Origin of the sequence: Thiocystis violacea (assembly GCF_016583575.1) — a bacterium.
In the GTDB taxonomy this organism is placed as follows: domain Bacteria; phylum Pseudomonadota; class Gammaproteobacteria; order Chromatiales; family Chromatiaceae; genus Thiocystis; species Thiocystis violacea.
On sequence record NZ_NRRG01000050.1, the window covers coordinates 1 to 18,293 of the forward strand.

The following is an 18,293-nucleotide window of genomic DNA, read 5'->3' on the forward strand; positions in this document are numbered from 1 at the left end:
AACGACCATCGCCGAGCTGGTCGAGGCCATCGGGCCGCCCAGCCAATGGGTCGCGAGTGACCATGATGCACTGCTCGCCGAGTGACCGCAGCAGGCCAATTTTGTGGGGATACCTCAGGGACAGACCACGGTTTCGGGCCTATATCGGTAGACCGAGCTGATTGGTGTCGGCTGGCTCTTTCCTCGGTCGGCCTGACGTGCCGGGCCAAGTACGCCGACCAACCATCGTCGCCATCCGCTTTTGAAAGCATTCCGCGCCGGTGGTCGGCCTGGATACGGCCGACAGGATGTCGGCCTCGCCAGGGCCGACTGAAAGTCGGCACTCCCCAGGGCGGGCGCTCCCGGACGGAATCCCGATCGATGATCGACGCCTGTCTACGCCTTGCCCAAACACCCCGGTCCCTGAATCCGGCTCCGTCCTCCGCGCATGGGTGTCACCTGGATCTGTGTGCCGATTCGTTCCTTGAGCGCGGGGACGTGCGAGATGACGCCGATGAGCTTGCCGTCCCGTCGCAGTCCGGCGAGGGTTTCGAGCGCGGTTTCGAGGGCGTCTTCGTCGAGTGTGCCGAAGCCTTCGTCGAGGAAGAGTGAGTCGACGCGGACCTTCTGACTGGCCATCCGGGAGAGACCCAGGGCGAGGGCGAGGCTGACGATGAAGCTTTCGCCGCCGGAGAGGTTCTTGGCGGAGCGGATCTCGCCGGCCTGGTCCTTGTCGATGACGTTGAGGTCGAGCGGTTGGGTCTCGTCGCGGATGAGGAGATAGCGGTCGCTCATGCGCTGGAGCTGGCGGTTGGCGTGCCCGATCATGATGTCGAAGGTCAGCCCCTGGGCGAAGTTGCGGTATTTCTTGCCGTCGGATGAGCCGATCAGGCCGTGCAGTTTGTCCCAGCGCTCGCATTCGCGGCGTTGGGCCGCGATGGCGGCGAGCCCTTCCAGTTGCCGGAGCTTGATGGCCTCGTTGTCGTCCAGTCGCTGGCGCAGTCCGCCGATGGTCTCGCGGAGCGTTTTCTGCTCGGTCTCTTGTTCCGCGACGGTCTGGTTCAGCGCGTCGCGCGGCTGGTCCGTGAGGCCGCGCTGACGTTCGCTCGCGAGCTGGCCGTGCAGATCACGCTCGCGCGCGGTCAACTCGGCCCGTTCGTCGTCCAGCCGTTTGGCTTCCTGTCTGAGTCTGTCCCGCGCCTCCTCGGTGAGACAGGCGCCGAGATAGTCGGGCTCGTCGGCGAATCCGGCGGCGAGGCGTCGCTCGGCGAAGGCGGTCTCGGCGATCCGACCTTCGCTGGCGCGGGTTTCGATCGAGCGGGTCAGCTCCGCGAGGCGGGTCTTCAGCCGTTCGAGATCCTGGCTCGCCTCCAGGCGTTTCTGGCTCGCGTCGTCGCGTCCCTGTCGCGCGGTCTCGATCGCGGCGGAGAGGAGGGTTTCCACGGCGTCGGGCGGCCGGTCGGCGAGCAGGGTCTGGCGTTCCTGGGCCAGCGTCTCGCGCTCGCGGCGAAGTCCGGCGAGTTGCTCGCCTTGCTCGATCCGCTCCCGGTCGAGTTGCTCGATGCGTTCGGCCCGTTCGCGGGTCTGGTTCTCCAGGAGCGCGGCGCGTGGCGCGCGCTCGTCCTGCTCGGTTTGCCAGCTTCGCCATTGGTCGCGCCGGGCGGTTAGGTCCAGCAGGATCGAGTCCAGGGTCTCGGGCGCGAGCGCGGCGATGCCATGGGGCGCGACCTCCAGCCGGGCCGCCTCCAGGGCGGTCTGACAGCGGGTATCCAACTCCTCGATGGCGGTCGCGAGTCGCGCGAGCCCCTGCTCGGCGGCCTCCTTCTCGTGCACGGCGGTCTGGAGTTCCAACTCGGCGGCGGCGACCGAGATCCGCGCGGCCTCCAGCGCCTCGCGGGTCTTGGCGATCTCCTCCGTCAGCCGGTCGGCACGAGTCAGCACGTCGCTGGCCTGGTCGAGATCGGCTTGTGCCTGACGCCGCCACTGCGGCAGTCCGGCGAGCAGGGTCTCCGGATCGCTGTCGGGGAGGGCGAGCGCGACGCGGGCCTCGGCGATCCGGTCCGTCTGGGCGGCGATGCGTTCGACGCATTCCGCTTGGCCGGCGAGGATCCGCTCCAGATCCTTGGTCGCTTCCACCTGGCGGATCCGCAGGTCGTTGATCGTCTCGCGGACGCGGTTCGACTCGGCCCGGACTCGGTCCAACTCGTCGCGGCTGTCGTCCGGGAGCGGGCTGTTGCCCTCGGCGAAGGGATGCTCGATCGCGCCGCAGAGCGGGCAGGGCTCGCCGTCGGCCAGTTGCGCCCGTGCTTCCTCGAAGCTCTGAATCCGCCGCACCAGTCTGAGTTGGGTTTCGAGCAGGCCCTGCTCGCGATCGAGCCTGTTCGCCCGCTCGGTTTCAGTCTGGATCTGGTCGGCGAGCCGCGTCCCGTCGAGCGCGAGCGCCGCTTGTCGCGCGCTCAGCTCGTCCCGCGTCCGCCGTGCGTTCAGGAGCGCGTCCGCCGATTCGCCGAGCTGTTCGAGCCCTGTCTTGCGGACCTGGCTGGTCGTCTGGATCTCACGCCACTCCGGAATCTCGCGCTGCCGCAGGAGCGCGTCGAGATCGCTCCGCCGCTGATCGAGCTGAACCTGGAGGCTGTCGCGCTCGCCCTTGAGCCGATCGCCCTTGGCGATACGCTCGGTCCAGGCGTGGCTGGTCGCGGCGATCCGCGCCTCCGCCGTCCGCTGTTCCTCGGTCTGGCTGGCGCGCTGGGCCTGGATTTCCTTGAGCGTCTCGAAACGGCCCTGGATGCCGGCGAGCCGTTCGACCAGGGCGGCGTCCGAACGGCGGGCCTCCAGTCGCGCCCCCAGGGCGGCCAGCGCCGCTCGGTCGGTGTCGAGCTGTCCCAGTTCCTCGGTCTGTTTGGCACGCAGGGCGGCGAGCGACTTATCGCGCTCGGCGAGCGTGTCGGCCAGTGTCTGGATGGGTCCGGCCTTTTCCGCGAGCCGCGCGTCCAGTTCGCGCACCCGCTGGACGATCGGTCGCATCCGCTCCTGCTCGTCCGTTCGTTGCTTCAGGGCCTCGGCGGCGGCGCGCCAGGCCGCCTCGGTCTCGTTCAGCGCCTGCTCGCGCTCGGGCTGGGCGGTCATGGAATCGGCCAGCGCCTGGCGTTCCTTCGTCAGCTCGGCGCGGCGCGCGGCCAGTCCCGCGAACTCGCCCGCCAGTTCCAGTGCCCGGTTGGCCCGCTCCAGCCGGGCCTGCTCCGGGGCGAAGGCGTCCTGACGGGCGCCCAGGTCGAGCCAGCGGGCCGCGATGGCGGTCAAGTCCCGTTCCAATCCGGCGAGGCCGTCGAGCCAGGCGATGGCCTGGCGGGTCTGATCGAGCTGGCCGCCCAGCGCCGCGTCGGTGCTCTGATGCTCGGCGAGCTGGGCGCGCGATTGCCGTTCTTCCTCCTCGCTCAAGAGCGGCATCCCGGCCAACTCGGCGCTCAGTCTATCCAGGGTCTCGCGTTCCACTCGCCGGCGTTCGTGAACACCGATGGAGATGCGGCTGTAGATCTCGGTGCCGGTGATCTGCTCCAGGATGGGCGCGCGCGCGTCGGGCGCGGCGCGCAGGAAGGTGTCGAAGGCGCCCTGGGCGAGCAGCATGGAGCGGGTGAAGCGCTCGAAGTCCATCCCGGTCACCGACTCGATCCGTTCGGCCACGCCGCGCACGCTGGCGTCGATGATCCGCCCGGAGTCGGCCTCGACGATCTCGTGCTTGGGGTTCTGCAACTCGCCGTCCGGCTTGCGGCGCGAGCGGTGCTGGCTCCAGTGACAGCGATAGCGTCCGGACTGGGTCTCGAAGGTCACCTCGGCGAAGCACTCGCCGGTGCGCCGCGACAGGATCTCGTTGGTGCCCTTGCTGACCTTGTTCAGTCTCGGGGTGCTGGCGTAGAGCGCCAGACAGATGGCGTCGAGGATGGTGGTCTTGCCCGCGCCGGTCGGTCCGGTGATGGCGAAGAGACCGTCGGCGACGAAGGCCGGATGGCTGAGGTCGATGTCCCACTCGCCGGCCAGCGAGTTCAGATTCTTGAAACGCACGCGCAGGATGCGCATCGCTGGTCTCCTATTCCGCCTTGGAATCCGCCTCCTCGAGTCCGAGCAGGATCTCCCGGTAGGCATGCCGCAGTTCGGGATGCTGTTCCTCCGGTATCTGGTGCGCGGCCAGACAGCGGGCGAAGACCTCCTCGACCTTGAGATCGGCCAGTTGCTCGTCGGCCTGGATCTGAGCGAGCGCCCGATCGAGGACGCGGTTGTCGCGCACCCGCAGGATCTCCATCGCGGTCCCGGCGACGGCTTCCTCCAGCCGCTCGCGCAGGTCGCCGATGAGCGCCTCGTCGTCGTGAACCACCTCCAGCCACGCCTGACTCCCGGCATCGGCCAGTTCGCGTAGCCGTGCCGCGATGACCTCCCAGGAGCCGCGCAGACGCTCCAGAGGCTGAAAGACCGGCGTATCGATCAGTGTGACCTCTATCCCGGCGTCGCTCAGATCCACCAGGCAGACGCTCTTGACCTGATGGGCCTCGCCGAATCCCATCGGCAGGGGCGAGCCGCTGTAGCGCCGGGTCTCCGAGCCTCCGATCCGCTGGGGTACGTGCAGATGGCCGAGCGCCAGATAGTCCAGCGCGTCCGGAAAGAGGGCCGGCGAGACATGGGCCAGCGAGCCGACATAGAGCTCGCGCACCCCGTCGCCGTCCTGGGTCTGGCCGCCGGCGGTGAAGAGATGGCCCATGCCGACGATGGGCGTGTGCCGCTCCAGCTCCGCGCGTCTTTGCTCGGCCAGCGCCACGATCGCCGCGTAGTGGGCGCCGATGCCCTCGATCAGCTTGCGTTCCTTGTCCTCGATGCCCTCGCCGGCCTCGGAGAGCCGGATGTCGCGATCGCGCAGATAGGGCACGGCGCAGACGATGAGTTCCGGGGTTCCCTCGTGGTCGCGCAGCACCAGCACCTCGTCGGCCGGATCCTCGGTCGCCGCGCCGACCACATGGACGTCGAGTGCCCGCAGAAGCTCCCTGGGCGCGTTGAGAAAGGTCGGGGAGTCATGGTTGCCGGCGATCACCACCAGATGGCGGCAGGCCGAGTCCGCTACCCGGCGGATGAAGCGATAATAGAGCTGCTGCGCCCGGTTGCTCGGCGCGCTGCTGTCGAAGACATCGCCCGCGACCAGCACCACGGCGACCCGCTCGCGCTCGATGGTCTCCGCCAGCCAGTCCAGAAAAGCGGCGAATTCATCGTAGCGCTTACGGCCATGGAGCGAGCGCCCGAGGTGCCAGTCGGAGGTGTGGAGGAGTCTTAAGCCGGGCCTCCGGTCGCAAGTCGTGAACCTGTCCATGAGCGACCTCTGGTGTGGATGGATGGGGAGCGCGATGGACGGATCGCCATCCCGCGCGTCTTCATCGACGAAGGGGCGAACGGCGCGCGCCGTTCCTTTCGCCATTGTCCGAAATCTGCAATGCTAGCGGGCCTCCCGTCCGCTTGATCCTGACTTGGGACACGATGATTACCTTCACGCTGAATGGCGAGCCGCGCGAGCTCGATCTTGATCCGAACCAACCGCTCCTCTGGGTGCTGCGCGACCATCTCGGGCTGACCGGCACCAAATACGGATGCGGTCAGGGCGAATGCGGCGCCTGCATCGTCCTCTTGGATAACGAGCCGGTCAATGCCTGCTCCACGCCGCTCGCGGCCGTTCGGGAGCGATCGGTCACGACGATCGAGGGGCTGTCCCGCGATGGCCGTCATCCACTCCAGTTGGCCTGGATCATCGAGGAGGTTCCTCAGTGCGGTTATTGCCAATCGGGTCAGATCATGATGGCGGCGGGCCTGCTGGCCAAGCATCCGCGTCCGACCGAGGAGCAGATCGACGCGGCCATGTCCCAGGTGCTCTGTCGTTGCGGAACCTATGGCCGGATTCGCCGCGCGATTCATCGGGCCGCCAGTCCCGAGGTCAAGGGTGGCTGAGCGCATGAGCGGATCGGGACTGAGCAGACGCGCCTGGCTCAAGGTCGGCGCCTTGATGGGCGGCGGCCTGGTGTTGAGCCTGGTGCTGCCCTCGCATGCCGAGCCGGTCGCGGAGGCGCCGGATGCCGACTCGGAGGGACCGGCGCCGCCGGTTGGGGACGTCAACGCCAGGGTAGCGCCCAATGCCTGGATCCGTATTCACGGCGATGGCCGTATCCAGTTGACGCTCGCGCGCTCGGAAATGGGGCAGGGGGTCATGACCTCCCTGCCGATGCTGCTGGCCGAGGAACTGGAGGTGGGGCTCGATCAGATCCAGATCGAACCGGCGGGGGTCGCTCCGGTCTATGGCAACCCTCTGCTCGGCGAGCAGGCCACCGGGGGCGGCACCTCGACTCGCGAGGCTTGGGACAAGCTGCGTGAAGCCGGCGCCGTGGCGCGCGTCCTCATGATCTCGGCGGCGGCGGCGATCTGGGGTGTCCCGGAGAGCGAATGCCGGGCGCGACGCGCCTCCGTTCATCATGTCGATGGGACGCGGAGCCTTTCCTATGGCGAGCTGGCGTCCAGGGCCTCCGAGCTTCCGGTTCCGCCGACGGTCGCCTTGAAGACCAAGGGCGACTGGACCCTGATCGGAACCAGCCAGCGGCGTCTCGACACACCCGGCAAGGTACGCGGAACGGCTGGATTCGGACTCGATACGCGCCTGCCGGGCATGCTGTTCGCCACGATCGAGCGCTGTCCCGTCATCGGGAGCCGGGTCGAGAGCTGGCGCGCCGGCGCCGCGAAGGCGGTGCCTGGGGTCGTGGATGTGCTGGCCGTTCGTCACGGAATCGCCGTGGTCGCGGACTCGACCTGGGCGGCGCTGGTCGGCCGGGAGCGTCTGGTGGTCGAATGCCGGCCTAAGTCCGATCCGGGCCTCGACAGCGAACGCCTGCGCGCGCGTCTGCGCGCCGGGTTGACGGGGCGCGCGGCGGTGGCGCTGAAGGAGGGGGACGTGAGTCTCGCCCTAGCGTCCTCGGCGCAAGCGATCGAGGCGGTCTACGCGCTGCCGTTCCAGGCGCATGCCTGCATGGAGCCCATGAACTGCACGGCGGATGTACGCCCGGACGGCTGCGACATCCATGTCCCGACCCAGGCGCAGTCGGCGGCACTGGAGACGGCCCGGCGCGTCACGGGCCTGCCCTCGGAGCGGATCGCGGTGCATACCACCTTCCTTGGCGGGGGTTATGGACGACGGCGCGAGCAGGATTTCGTTCTGGACGCGGTCGAGCTGTCCATGATGCTCAAGCGTCCGGTGCAGGTGATCTGGACGCGCGAGGACGATCTGCAGCATGACTATTATCGACCCATGACCCTGCATCGGCTGCGTGGCGGGCTCGATGCCGAGGGTCATCCGAGCGCCTGGTTCCATCGCATCGTGGGTCCATCGGTACTCTCCAGGCGCGATCCCGCCCGCGTCCGGGATGGTCTCGATCCACTCATGCTTGGCGGCGCCGCCGAGCTTCCGTATCGCATTCCTCATCGGCGGCTGGAGTATCGGCGCTCCGATTCGCCGGTTTCGGTCGGTCTCTGGCGTGGCGAGGGTTATTCGCACAACTGTTTCGTGACTGAGTGTTTTCTCGACGAGCTGGCCCGGGCCGCCGGCCAGGATCCCTTGGTCATGCGCCAGCGGCTGCTGGCCGAGAGCCCCCGGCATCGGCGTCTGCTCGAACGGATCGCCGAGCGCTCGGCCTGGCACGGGCCGCTGACCGCCGGGGTGGGACGGGGCCTCGCGCTGATCGAGGCGTTCGGCAGCCTGCTGGCGGTGGTGGCCGAGGTGTCGGTCGAGGCCGGTCGGCCATCGGTTCGGCGTGTCGTCTGCGTCGTCGATAGCGGTCAGTTGGTCAATCCGGATGCCGTGAGGGCGCAGATCGAGGGCGGGGTGGTGTTCGGTCTGAGCGCGACGCTCAAGGGCGAGATCACGCTCAGGGACGGACGTGTCGAACAGTCCGGATTCGGGGACTACCCGCTGCCGCGCTTCGACGAGATGCCCGAGGTCGAGGTGACCTTCATGGAGAGCGACGAAGCGCCCGGCGGTGTCAGCGGACTCGCGACCCCGGCGATCGCCCCGGCGGTCGCCAATGCCCTCTCGGCGCTCCAGGGAACGCCGATCCGAAGCCTGCCGATTCGACTGGCCTGATCGGGTCGTCTCGGAGCTTGTGAAAACCCTCGTAGGATGGGTAGAGCGCAGCGAAACCCATCCTGTCCGCTCCAAGGCTCAAGATATAAGGACGTGCCGAGCGCCGCGAGATCCGTCGAACCTGCCGATGTCATCCGGCGCAATCCTAAAGGTACAGTGGCTTGAAAGATGGGCATCGCTCCCGCTCTGCCCATCCTACGGGTCTGGGTTGAATGGTTCCGCGACCTCTCAGGCGGCGAGGCCGCGCGCCTGGCCCTTCATCTTATTGACGATGGCATAGACGCCGACGTGGCGGTTGGGACTCAGGTGCTCCTCCAGTTGGAGACCCTGGAAGAGGGCGTCCACGTCGAGTTCGTCGATCTCCGCCGGGGTCTTGCCCGAGAAGAGCCCCACCAGCAGGGCGACCACGCCCTTGATGATGGCGGTATCGCAGTCGCCCTGATAGAGGAGACGTCCCGCCCCGTCCGGATGCGGGACGACATGCACCAGGCTCATGCATTCGATGACGCGGTTGGCGTTGGTCTTGTACTCGCCAGGCATGGGCGACAGGCGTTCCCCGATCTCCACCAGGTATTGGTAGCGCTGGTCCCAATCGCCCAGCAGTTCGAAGTTCTCGATGATCTCGTCGATTTCGTCGTTGCGCATCAAAAGGGCTCGCCGCCGGGTTGCATTCTGGATCTAGACACTGAAGGACTCGCCGCAGCCGCAATGATCCTTGGCCCTTGGGTTGCGGAACTCGAAGCCCTGGTTGAGCAGGTTCGTCCGCACGAAATCGATCTCCAGTCCATCGAGGCGGTCGATGCTCTCGTCATCGACCACCACCTGGACGCCGTGGCTCTCGAACACCCGGTCGTTGCCCGCGAGATGGTCCGCGTAATCCACGACGTAGCTGAAGCCGCTGCATCCGCTCTTTTTGGCGCCGACGCGCAAACCGACGCCATGTCCACGCTTCGTTAGCATGTTGGCGACGTGGCGCGCGGCCGACTCGGTCAAGGTAACTGCCATGGTATGAACCTCGTTGAAAAATACTGACACCCGTCAGGAATTAGACCTGAGAGGAGCCCTTTTCAAGGTTGAACCGCTTCTGGCGCGCGAGTATCGTCCGCGCACTTCGTTATTTCTCATGTTCGTCCAGTCCCTCTTGCCATCCGATACGAGTGTCCGGATCGCCAGCCCGCGCGATCCGATTCAGACCCAGATCCAACCACCGATCAGCCTGTGTATTCTGGACGGGCGGTTGCGTGCGACCTGGTTGCGGCGCGCGGCGGCCCACGAGGTCTCCCAGGTCGAGCTAGCCCTTGGCGCCGAGCTAGAGCGACTCGCTCGCGCGGTCCTCGACTCCGGAAACGAAATACGCCGGCTGTTGCCCGTGCCGGACGCGAACGGGACTCGGGTTCTTGATCTCACCCTGTTTCCCGTGAAGGCGTCCGACGGGGAAACGACCTCTGTGATCGCCTCTGTTCTGGATGCCGCCGGTCCGGTGGAGCGGGCGGAAGGCTACCGGTTGCTCGCCGATTATACCTTCGACTGGGAGTACTGGATCGACGCGGATGACCGGCTGCGCTGGATCTCGCCTTCCTGCGAACGGGTGACCGGCCATGGAGTGGAGGCGTTCCTGGCCGACCCTGGACTCTTGGAGTCCCTGGTCGTCCCGGAGGATCGCGCGCTCTTCGCCAGTCATCCCCACTGGGATGACGGATGCGGCTCCACCCAGTCGCGGTTTCGGATCGTCCGGTCGAACGGCGAAATCCGTTGGATCGAGCACCTCTGCCGGCCGATGTATTGGCCGGATGGCGGTTTCGCCGGACATCGCGCGATCAACCGCGATATCACCGAAACCATGCGGGTCGAGCAGGCGCTGCGCGAGAGCGAAAACCAGTTTCGCCTCATCTTCGAGCTGGCGACGGTCGGCATGGCGGTCGTCGAGCCGCGGACGCGGCGCTTGCTGCGGGTCAATGAACGACTCTGTCGAATTCTTGGGTACGACGCCGACGAGTTGCTCCAGAAATCCTTTCAGGAGTTGACCCACCCGGACGATCGCAAGCACGATCTGGAGCGTTTCCGGCGCGCGGTGCAGCGGTTGGACACGGATTATTTCACTGAAAAACGCTATGTCCGCAAGGATGGCCAGGTGGTTTGGGCGCTGGTGAATGCCACCTTCATCCGCGACGAACTGGGCTATCCGGTGCGCGCCCTGGCCGCCATCATCGACATCACCGACCGGCGCGAGGCCGAGGCGCGGGCGCGGGATCTCGCGGCCATCGTCGAATGTTCCTCGGATTTCATCGGTATCGCGGGCCTGGATGGGCGCGGGAGCTATCTCAATCAGGCGGGGCGGGCACTGGTCGGGATCGAGGGTGAGCCGGGCGTCGAGTCCTCACGAATCGAGGATTTCTTTCTCCCCGAGGATCGGCCCTTCGTGCGCGAGACCATCATGCCGACCTTGGAGGCGACCGGTCGCTGGGCGGGCGAGTTCCGCTTCCGCCACTTCCCGACCGGCGAACCGATCGACGTCTTCTACGATGCGCTCCGAATCGACGATCCCGACAGCGGGCGTCCACTCCACTACGCCACCGTGACCCGGGATATCCGCAAGGAAAAGGCGGCGGAGCAAGCCTTGCGCGAGGCCGATCGCCGCAAGGATGAGTTCCTGGCCGTGCTGGGCCATGAACTGCGCAATCCCATGGCCCCGATCCGCAATGCCGTCGAGATCATCCGCGCGATCGGGATTGGCGAGGATCCGCGAATCGCCTGGGCGATCGATGTGCTCGATCGACAGACGGCCCACATGGGCCGCTTGCTGGAGGATCTGCTCGATGTCTCGCGGATCGTGCAGGGCCGCATCGATCTTGTCTGGAGCGAAGTGCAGGTGCGGGATCTGGTCCAGCAGGCCGTGGATGGCGTGCGGGCGCTGATGAGGGCGCGTGGCCATCGGTTTTCCTGCGCCTTCCCGGCGTCGGATGTCATGGTCGAGGGGGATTCGGTCAGGCTCTCGCAGATTCTCCTCAATATCCTGGTCAATGCCGCCAAATACACGCCGGAAGGCGGTGAGATACGCCTCGATACCGAGCTGGACGCGGGCCTGGTCCTGATTCGCGTGCGCGACAATGGTCAGGGGATGTCGGCGGACCAGATCGACTCGCTGTTCGGGTTGTACTCGCAGGGCGTCAACAACTCCGACGCGCCAGGCGGTGGGCTAGGGTTGGGGCTGGCGATCGCCCGGCGTCTGGCGGAACTGCATGGTGGAAGTCTGGAGGCGGTCAGCGAGGGTGTCGGCCGCGGCGCCGAGCTGAAGTTGCGCCTGCCGGTTCTGGCTCGCGCGCCTGGCTTCAAGGCAAGTGGCGCCCCGCGCGGCCCGGACCGCCCGTCCAAGGGCGAGCCGTTGCGGGTTCTGGTGGTGGATGACAATCCGGACGTCGCGGGCGCCCTGGCGATGCTGCTTGAGATCCTCGGCTACGGGGTCGCGACGGCGATGTCCGGCCCCGAGGCCCTGGAGGCGGTGCGGCGCCACCGTCCGAGGATCGCCTTCCTGGATATCGGGATTCCGGGGATCGACGGGCTCGAACTTGCGCGGCGCCTGAGGAAGGACTACCCCGATTCCAGACAGCTTATGCTGGTGGCCTTGACCGGTCTGGGGCACGAACAGGCGCGCGAGCGCTCATTGGCGGCCGGTTTCGATGAGCACCTGGTCAAGCCGCTGGAGCAGCGGGTACTTCTGGCGCTGCTCGACCGGCTGGCCACGTGAAAGCCGCGCGGCGGGGGTTAGTGTCGATGCTCCGCGACGCGCATGCTGGCGGCCGAGGCCATGTCGAGCAGGCCGCGCATCAGGGCCGCGCGCTCGGTGGTCTGAAGGGTCTCGATCAAGGCTTGTTTGTCCTCCGGACTCAGCGGTAGATGCGCGCACAGCAGGTTGGTCAAGTCATGGTCGGTCATCTTTTCGATGTCGTTCCAGGGGATATCCACCCCGCGTAAGGTGCAGTAGGTCTTTAGCGAGGCGAGGAATCCGAGACGATCGGCGATGGTCTCGCCGCCTCCGTGATAGTCCCCGGTGAAGCGCTCCCAATCGACCCGGGCGCGCCGATACCCCTGATGCTCGTCAAGCTCCCTGGATACCTGAAAGCGACAGACTCCGGTGAGGACCAGGATGATGCGTCCGTCGCTGGTCTCGCTGTAGGAGGTGATGCGTCCGGCGCAGCCGACCCGGTGAATCTCCGGGACATCCTTCAGCATGGTTTCGCTGGTGGGCTGGATCATTCCGAGCAGATGGTTCGACGCCAGCGCGTCGAAGACCATGTTGATGTATCTGGGCTCGAAGATGTTGAGCGGCAGTTGCACGCCAGGCATCACGACCGCGCCGGCCAGGGGGAAGATCGGCAGCTCGGCGGGCAGGTCGGAGAATTTGGGAAAGAAGGGGTTGCGGGTCATCATGTGCTCCAGGGGTCGACACCTCGGACCGGTTTTGCCGCGTCGGGCCAGCGACCAGGGACGAGGCATTTCGGCCACTACATGGGGTGTCGACGGCGATTCCACAGCTCGGCCCGATTGACGGCGGCACAATTCAATCGAAAACCACAATGATCGCGGTAACGCGAGGGTGGTGCGCCAGCCCTGGATATATTTCCGAAGAGATTTTTATAATCAATTGGTTGTGGGGATATATATCCACATCAGGAGCACTGCCCCCTACAGAGTCTCGGCGCGAAGCCGGGAGTCTGGAAATCCACGATCGCGACCGCACTCTCTCGGCGAGCCGTAGGGTACGCACCGCGTACCCTCCAACCCACGAACTTGGCCAGGTAAGCCGCGTGTATCCAGGAACCCACGACGGTACGCGAGGCGAATCCCACGGGACTTTCAATGAACGACGACGAGGGAATCATGCGGGAAACAGCATCATCCAGGGATTCGATGGACATCGAAAGGGCGCGTCTCGCCGAGCGGTATCCACGGGTGCGCCAATTCTCGGAACAACTGTGCGAGCCGCTGGAGATCGAGGATTACGGGTTGCAAACCGTGGTCGAGGCCAGTCCGCCCAAGTGGCACCTGGCGCACGTCTCCTGGTTCTACGAGACCTTCCTGCTGCGCCCCCTTCTGAGTGGCTACCAGGTCTTCCATCCGCGCTTCGAATATCTCTTCAACAGCTATTACGAGCAGACCGGCACGGGCTTCTGGCCGCGACCGGAGCGTGGTCTACTCTCGCGTCCCAGGGTCGCCGAGGTCTACGACTACCGGCACCATGTCGACGCGGCCATGACATGTCTGATCGCGGAATGCCCGGAGCGCGATTGGCCCACCCTGGCGTCGAGACTGGAGATCGGACTCAATCACGAGCAGCAGCATCAAGAGCTTTTGATCACCGATATCAAGCGGCATTTCGCCCACAATCCGCTACGCCCCGCCTACCGGGCGGATCTGCCGATGTCGCCCATCGGCGATCCCGAACCGATCGTCTGGCAATCCCACGCGGGTGGCCTGACCCAGATCGGCGCGGTCGCGGATGGCTTTCACTTCGACAACGAATCTCCCCGGCACCGGGTCTTCCTGGAGCCCTTCGCCCTGGCGGACCGACCCGTGACCAATGGCGAATTCCTCGCCTTCATCCAAGATGGCGGTTACGGGAACAGCGCCCTCTGGCTGTCGGACGGCTGGGCCGAGGTCCGGAAGAACGGCTGGCGCGCCCCGCTGTACTGGGAGGAGCGCGATGGCGAATGGTCGCTGATGACCCTGGCCGGCATGCGCCCCCTCAACCCCGCCGAGTCGGTCTGTCATGTCAGCTATTACGAGGCGGACGCCTACGCCACCTGGGCCGGAAAACGGCTGCCGACCGAGGCGGAATGGGAGCAGGTGGCGGCCGGACGCCCCATCGAGGGTCATTTCGTCGATGACGGCTGGCTGCATCCGCGTCCGGCGGGTCGCGCGGCGGGTCCGAAACAGCTCTTCGGTGACGTCTGGGAGTGGACCGGCTCGGCCTATCTTCCCTATCCGGGCTACCGCGCGGCGGCCGGCGCGCTCGGCGAGTACAACGGGAAATTCATGTGCAATCAGATGGTGATGCGCGGCGGTTCCTGCGCGACCTCGCGCGATCACGTCCGGGCCACCTATCGCAACTTTTTCTATCCCAACGAACGCTGGCAGTTCAAAGGATTCCGACTCGCGGAGACGCTCTCATGAGACAAGCGGCAGCGGCCCGGGCAATGAGTCAGGCGGAGGCCTGGCGTGGCGACGAAACGCAAGCGGCGGTAGGCGAGACCGACGATCGAATCGCTTTCTTCGATTTCCATCCGACGACCGCCGATGTGCGCGCCGAGGTTCTGGACGGACTGGGCCAGACCCAGAAGCGGCTTCCACCCAAGCTCTTCTATGACCAGCTCGGCTCCCGGCTCTTCGATGCCATCACCGAGCTGCCGGAGTATTACCCGACCCGCACCGAGATCGCGATCCTGCGCGATCACGGTTCCGAGATGGCCGATCGGCTCGGACGCGAGAACGTGCTGATCGAGCTGGGCAGCGGCAGCAGTCTCAAGATCCAGACCCTGCTCGCCGCGCTTGGACCGTCGGTCTATGTCCCCGTCGATATCTCCAGGGCGCATCTGCTGGAGTCCGCCCAGGCCCTCGCGCGACGCTTCCCGACCCTGCGGATTCGCGCCGCCTGCGCCGATTATTCCGGTCCCTTCGATCTGCCGCTGGAATCCGACTGGAAGAGCCTGGCCGCCTTCTTTCCCGGATCCAGCATCGGCAACTTCGATCCGCACGACGCCCGGAGTTTCCTGAAACGGGTGGGGCGCGTGCTCGGGTCGGGGGGGCGACTGCTGGTCGGCGTGGATCTGCGCAAGGATCCGGCGGTGCTGAATGCCGCCTACAACGACGCCCAGGGCGTGACCGCCGCCTTCAATCTGAATTTGCTGACCCGGATCAACCGCGAGCTGGGGGGCGATTTCAATCTGGACGCCTTCGCGCACCGCGCCTTTTTCAACGCGGCGGCGAGTCGCATCGAAATGCATCTGGTCAGTCTCGCCGACCAGGAGGTCCGGATCGGCGACCAGGGCTTCGTCTTCCGACGCGATGAGACCATCCACACCGAAAACTCCTACAAATACGGGATCGAGGATTTCCAGGCGCTCGCGCGCGACGCGGGCTTCGCGTCCGAGCAGGTCTGGACCGATGGCGCGCGGCTCTTCAGCGTGCACTGTCTGCGCGTCGACGGGGACTGAGCGGGGCGGCGTCTTTTTGTCGGAGGGGCTTGGGAAAGGGTAGTATCCGGGTTACCTGTATCCCTCTATTGCTGTCGCCGGCAACGAGTATTGCCTCGATGAACGAACAAGCCCCATCCCTATCCAAGGCCCAGACGCTGGAACGCGATGTCCAGCTCTATACCGCTCTCCTGGGCGAGGTTCTGCGCGAGCATAGCCGCAAGCGTGTGCTGGTGATCGTGGAGCGTCTGCGCGACGGCTTCATGCAGTTGCGCGAGCAGGAAGACGCCGACCTGCGCGACAAGCTGATGAAGCGCATCGAGAGCCTGGACGCCCAGACGCTCTCCGAGGTCATCCGCGCCTTCACCATCTATTTCGGTCTGGTGAATGTCGCCGAGGAGTTGAACGCCCACCTGGCGCGCATGGACCGCATCGCGGCCGGCGAGCCGCTCTGGGTCGGCTCCTTCGACGACACGGTCCGCTGGTTCAGGGACGACGGCGTCAGCCCGGAGAATTTTCAGAGCCTGCTGGAGCACCTGGTCTATCTGCCGGTCTTCACCGCGCATCCCACCGAGGCCAAGCGACGCACCATCTCCGAGACCTTCCGGCGCATCTTCCTGGTCGGCGAGGAACTGCACCGGCGCAAGCTCAACGAGGAGGAGCTGGAGGACAAGCTTCAGGAGATCCTGAGCAACATCCAGATCCTCTGGAAGACCGACGAGGTGCGCGTCCACAAGCCCCAGGTCACCGACGAGGTGCGCCAGGGGCTCTACTTCTTCCGCGAGTCGCTGTTCCAGGCCGTGCCGCTGGTCTATCGCTTTCTGGAAAAGGCGGTGCGGCGCAACTATGGGGCCAGTTGCGGTATCCGGGTGCCGAGCTTCATCCGCTTCGGCTCCTGGATCGGCGGCGATCGCGACGGCAATCCCTTCGTCAAACCGGAGACCACCGAGCTGGCGGCGCGCATGCATGGCGAGCTGGTCCTGGAGGAATATCTGGAGCGAATCCAGAAACTGCGCCGGATGCTCAGTCACTCCAACTCACTCTGCCAGCTCTCGCCCGCGCTGCTCGACAGCCTGGACGCCGACGAGGATTACTGGGTCGCCACCATGGGCCAGAGTCAGCGGCGGTTCTTCTACGAGCCCTACCGGCGCAAGCTCGCCATGATGGGGCATCGGCTTCAGGCCAATCTGGATCGGATCCGCCGCCGCATGGAGGGGCGCGACTACGAGGGACTGCCCGACGGCTACACCCGCGAGGCGGAGTTCCTGAGCGATCTCTATCTGATTCGCGACTCCCTGATCCATCATGGCGACGCCAGCGCGGCGGCCGGTCCGCTCCAGGATCTGATCCGTCTGGCCGAGACCTTTGGGTTGCACCTGGTTCAACTGGATATCCGCCAGGAGTCGACCCGCCACACCGAGGCCGTCACCGAGCTGTTCGCCCGCCAGGCCGGCGCGCCCTTCTACCAGGCGTTCAACGAGGAACAGCGGCTGATGGCGCTGGCCGAGACCATCGCCCATCCGCACCCCTTCGTGATCGATAAGGCGACCCTGACCCCCGAGACCCGCGAGACCCTGGAGGTCTTCGAGGTGATCGCGCGCATGCGCGCCGAGATCGGCGAGAAGGTCTTCGGTCAGTACGTTATCTCCATGACCCACGCCGCCAGCCATGTCATGGAGGTCATGCTGCTGGCACGCCTGGCCGGACTGGTCGGCAAGGACAATCAGGGCTGGTTCTGTGGGATTCAGGTTTCGCCGCTGTTCGAGACCATTGAAGACCTGAGCCATATCGAGCAGGTCATGGGCACCCTCTTCGATAACCCAACCTATCAGGCCCTGTTGAAGGCCTCGGGCAATCAGCAGGAGGTGATGCTCGGTTACTCGGATTCCTGCAAGGACGGCGGCATCCTCTCCGCGAGCTGGAACCTCTTCGAGGCGCAGAAGAAGGTCATCGCCCTGGCCGACGATCGCGGTGTCGCCTGCCGGCTCTTCCATGGCCGCGGCGGCACCGTGGGGCGTGGTGGCGGTCCGACCCACGAGGCGATCCTCTCCCAGCCCGTCGACACGGTGCATGGCCAGATCAAATTCACCGAGCAGGGCGAGGTGCTGTCCTACCGCTATGCCAACCCGGAGACCGCCCGCTACGAGTTGACCATGGGCATCAGCGGTCTCATCAAGGCCAGCCGCTGTCTGATCGAGCCGCCGGAGGAGGAGCGTAACGACTATCTCGGCATCATGGACGAGCTGGCCCGGTACGGGGAGGAGGCTTACCGCAAGCTGGTGCGCGAGACCGAGGGCTTCCTCGATTACTTCTACGAATGCACCCCGCTGGACGGCATCGCGCTCCTCAACATCGGCTCGCGTCCCTCGCATCGCAAGAAGGCCGACCGCTCGCTCGGTTCCATCCGCGCCATCCCCTGGGTCTTCGGCTGGGGCCAGTCGCGTATTACCCTGCCGGCCTGGTTCAGTATCGGACGCGCCATCGAGCGCTATCGCGACAACGACCTGGGGCGTCTGGCCAAGCTCCAGAAGATGTATCAGGAGTGGCCCTATTTCCGCGCCCTGCTCTCCAACACCCAGATGTCGCTCTTCAAGGCGGAGATGGGGATCGCCCGCGAGTACGTCCGTCTCGCCGAGAACCCGGAACAAGCCGCGGTCATCTTCGGCCTGATCGAGGACGAATACCGCCGCACCCTGACCCAGGTGCTCAACGTCGCCGGGCTCCGGTCGCTGATGCAGGAGACCCCGGATCTGCAACTCTCGCTGGCGCGGCGCAACATCTATCTGGACCCCTTGAACCACATCCAGGTCACCCTCCTGGAGCGCTACCGCACCGAGCAGGACGAAGGGAAACGAGAGGAATGGCTGGACCCGCTGCTGCGCTCCATCAACGCCATCGCGGCGGGGATGCGCAATACGGGGTAGGGTGGGGGTGGCGCTTGGATTCGCGGCGGTTCGCCGAGGGTTCTC

Annotated in this window: 11 protein-coding genes; 6 read left to right on the plus strand and 5 right to left on the minus strand. The window is 65.9% G+C overall.

Going from position 1 to position 18,293, the window contains the following annotated elements; genetic code table 11:
• Positions 1 to 375: 375 nt before the first annotated feature.
• On the minus strand, positions 376 to 4,053 hold the full coding sequence (locus CKO27_RS18970) for an AAA family ATPase (RefSeq protein ID WP_200376493.1): 3,678 nt from the start codon (positions 4,051 to 4,053) through the stop codon (positions 376 to 378).
• Between the two features lie 10 nt (positions 4,054 to 4,063).
• Positions 4,064 to 5,434, minus strand: coding sequence for an exonuclease SbcCD subunit D C-terminal domain-containing protein (locus tag CKO27_RS18975; protein ID WP_242471000.1), 1,371 nt, complete (start codon positions 5,432 to 5,434; stop codon positions 4,064 to 4,066).
• Positions 5,435 to 5,493: 59 nt separating this feature from the next.
• Here CKO27_RS18975 and CKO27_RS18980 point away from each other — a divergent pair, with 59 nt between their 5' ends.
• Both CKO27_RS18980 and CKO27_RS18985 read left to right on the plus strand, forming a co-directional pair.
• Positions 5,494 to 5,958, plus strand: coding sequence for a (2Fe-2S)-binding protein (locus tag CKO27_RS18980; protein ID WP_200376494.1), 465 nt, complete (start codon positions 5,494 to 5,496; stop codon positions 5,956 to 5,958).
• Positions 5,951 to 8,134: a xanthine dehydrogenase family protein molybdopterin-binding subunit gene (locus CKO27_RS18985; protein WP_338116121.1), complete on the plus strand. Its 2,184-nt coding sequence runs from the start codon at positions 5,951 to 5,953 to the stop codon at positions 8,132 to 8,134. The genes CKO27_RS18980 and CKO27_RS18985 overlap by 8 nt, the downstream gene beginning before the upstream one ends.
• A gap of 228 nt (positions 8,135 to 8,362) precedes the next feature.
• Here the strand turns inward: CKO27_RS18985 and CKO27_RS18990 are convergent, their stop codons facing one another.
• The gene (locus tag CKO27_RS18990; protein ID WP_200376495.1) at positions 8,363 to 8,779 is read right to left on the minus strand and encodes a SufE family protein; all 417 of its coding nucleotides are present in this window, start codon (positions 8,777 to 8,779) and stop codon (positions 8,363 to 8,365) included.
• A gap of 33 nt (positions 8,780 to 8,812) precedes the next feature.
• Positions 8,813 to 9,139, minus strand: coding sequence for a HesB/IscA family protein (locus CKO27_RS18995; protein WP_200376496.1), 327 nt, complete (start codon positions 9,137 to 9,139; stop codon positions 8,813 to 8,815).
• Between the two features lie 118 nt (positions 9,140 to 9,257).
• Between CKO27_RS18995 and CKO27_RS19000 the strand changes: the two genes are divergently transcribed.
• Positions 9,258 to 11,879 (plus strand): hybrid sensor histidine kinase/response regulator, encoded by a 2,622-nt coding sequence (locus tag CKO27_RS19000; RefSeq protein ID WP_200376497.1) that lies wholly within the window; start codon positions 9,258 to 9,260, stop codon positions 11,877 to 11,879.
• A gap of 17 nt (positions 11,880 to 11,896) precedes the next feature.
• On the opposite strand, the gene CKO27_RS19005 is transcribed toward CKO27_RS19000, so the two are convergent.
• Positions 11,897 to 12,559 (minus strand): LON peptidase substrate-binding domain-containing protein, encoded by a 663-nt coding sequence (locus CKO27_RS19005; protein WP_200376498.1) that lies wholly within the window; start codon positions 12,557 to 12,559, stop codon positions 11,897 to 11,899.
• A 453-nt stretch (positions 12,560 to 13,012) separates the two neighbouring features.
• Here CKO27_RS19005 and egtB point away from each other — a divergent pair, with 453 nt between their 5' ends.
• From egtB to ppc, 3 genes are all read left to right on the plus strand, one after another.
• The gene (gene egtB / locus CKO27_RS19010) at positions 13,013 to 14,305 is read left to right on the plus strand and encodes an ergothioneine biosynthesis protein EgtB (protein WP_200376499.1); all 1,293 of its coding nucleotides are present in this window, start codon (positions 13,013 to 13,015) and stop codon (positions 14,303 to 14,305) included.
• A complete protein-coding gene (gene egtD, locus CKO27_RS19015; RefSeq protein ID WP_420825847.1) occupies positions 14,302 to 15,345 on the plus strand; it encodes an L-histidine N(alpha)-methyltransferase in 1,044 nt (347 codons plus the stop codon). Before egtB ends, egtD begins: the two co-directional genes overlap by 4 nt.
• 98 nt (positions 15,346 to 15,443) lie before the next feature.
• Complete coding sequence (ppc, locus tag CKO27_RS19020) at positions 15,444 to 18,248, plus strand: phosphoenolpyruvate carboxylase (RefSeq protein WP_200376500.1); 2,805 nt, start codon at positions 15,444 to 15,446, stop codon at positions 18,246 to 18,248.
• Positions 18,249 to 18,293 lie beyond the last annotated feature (45 nt).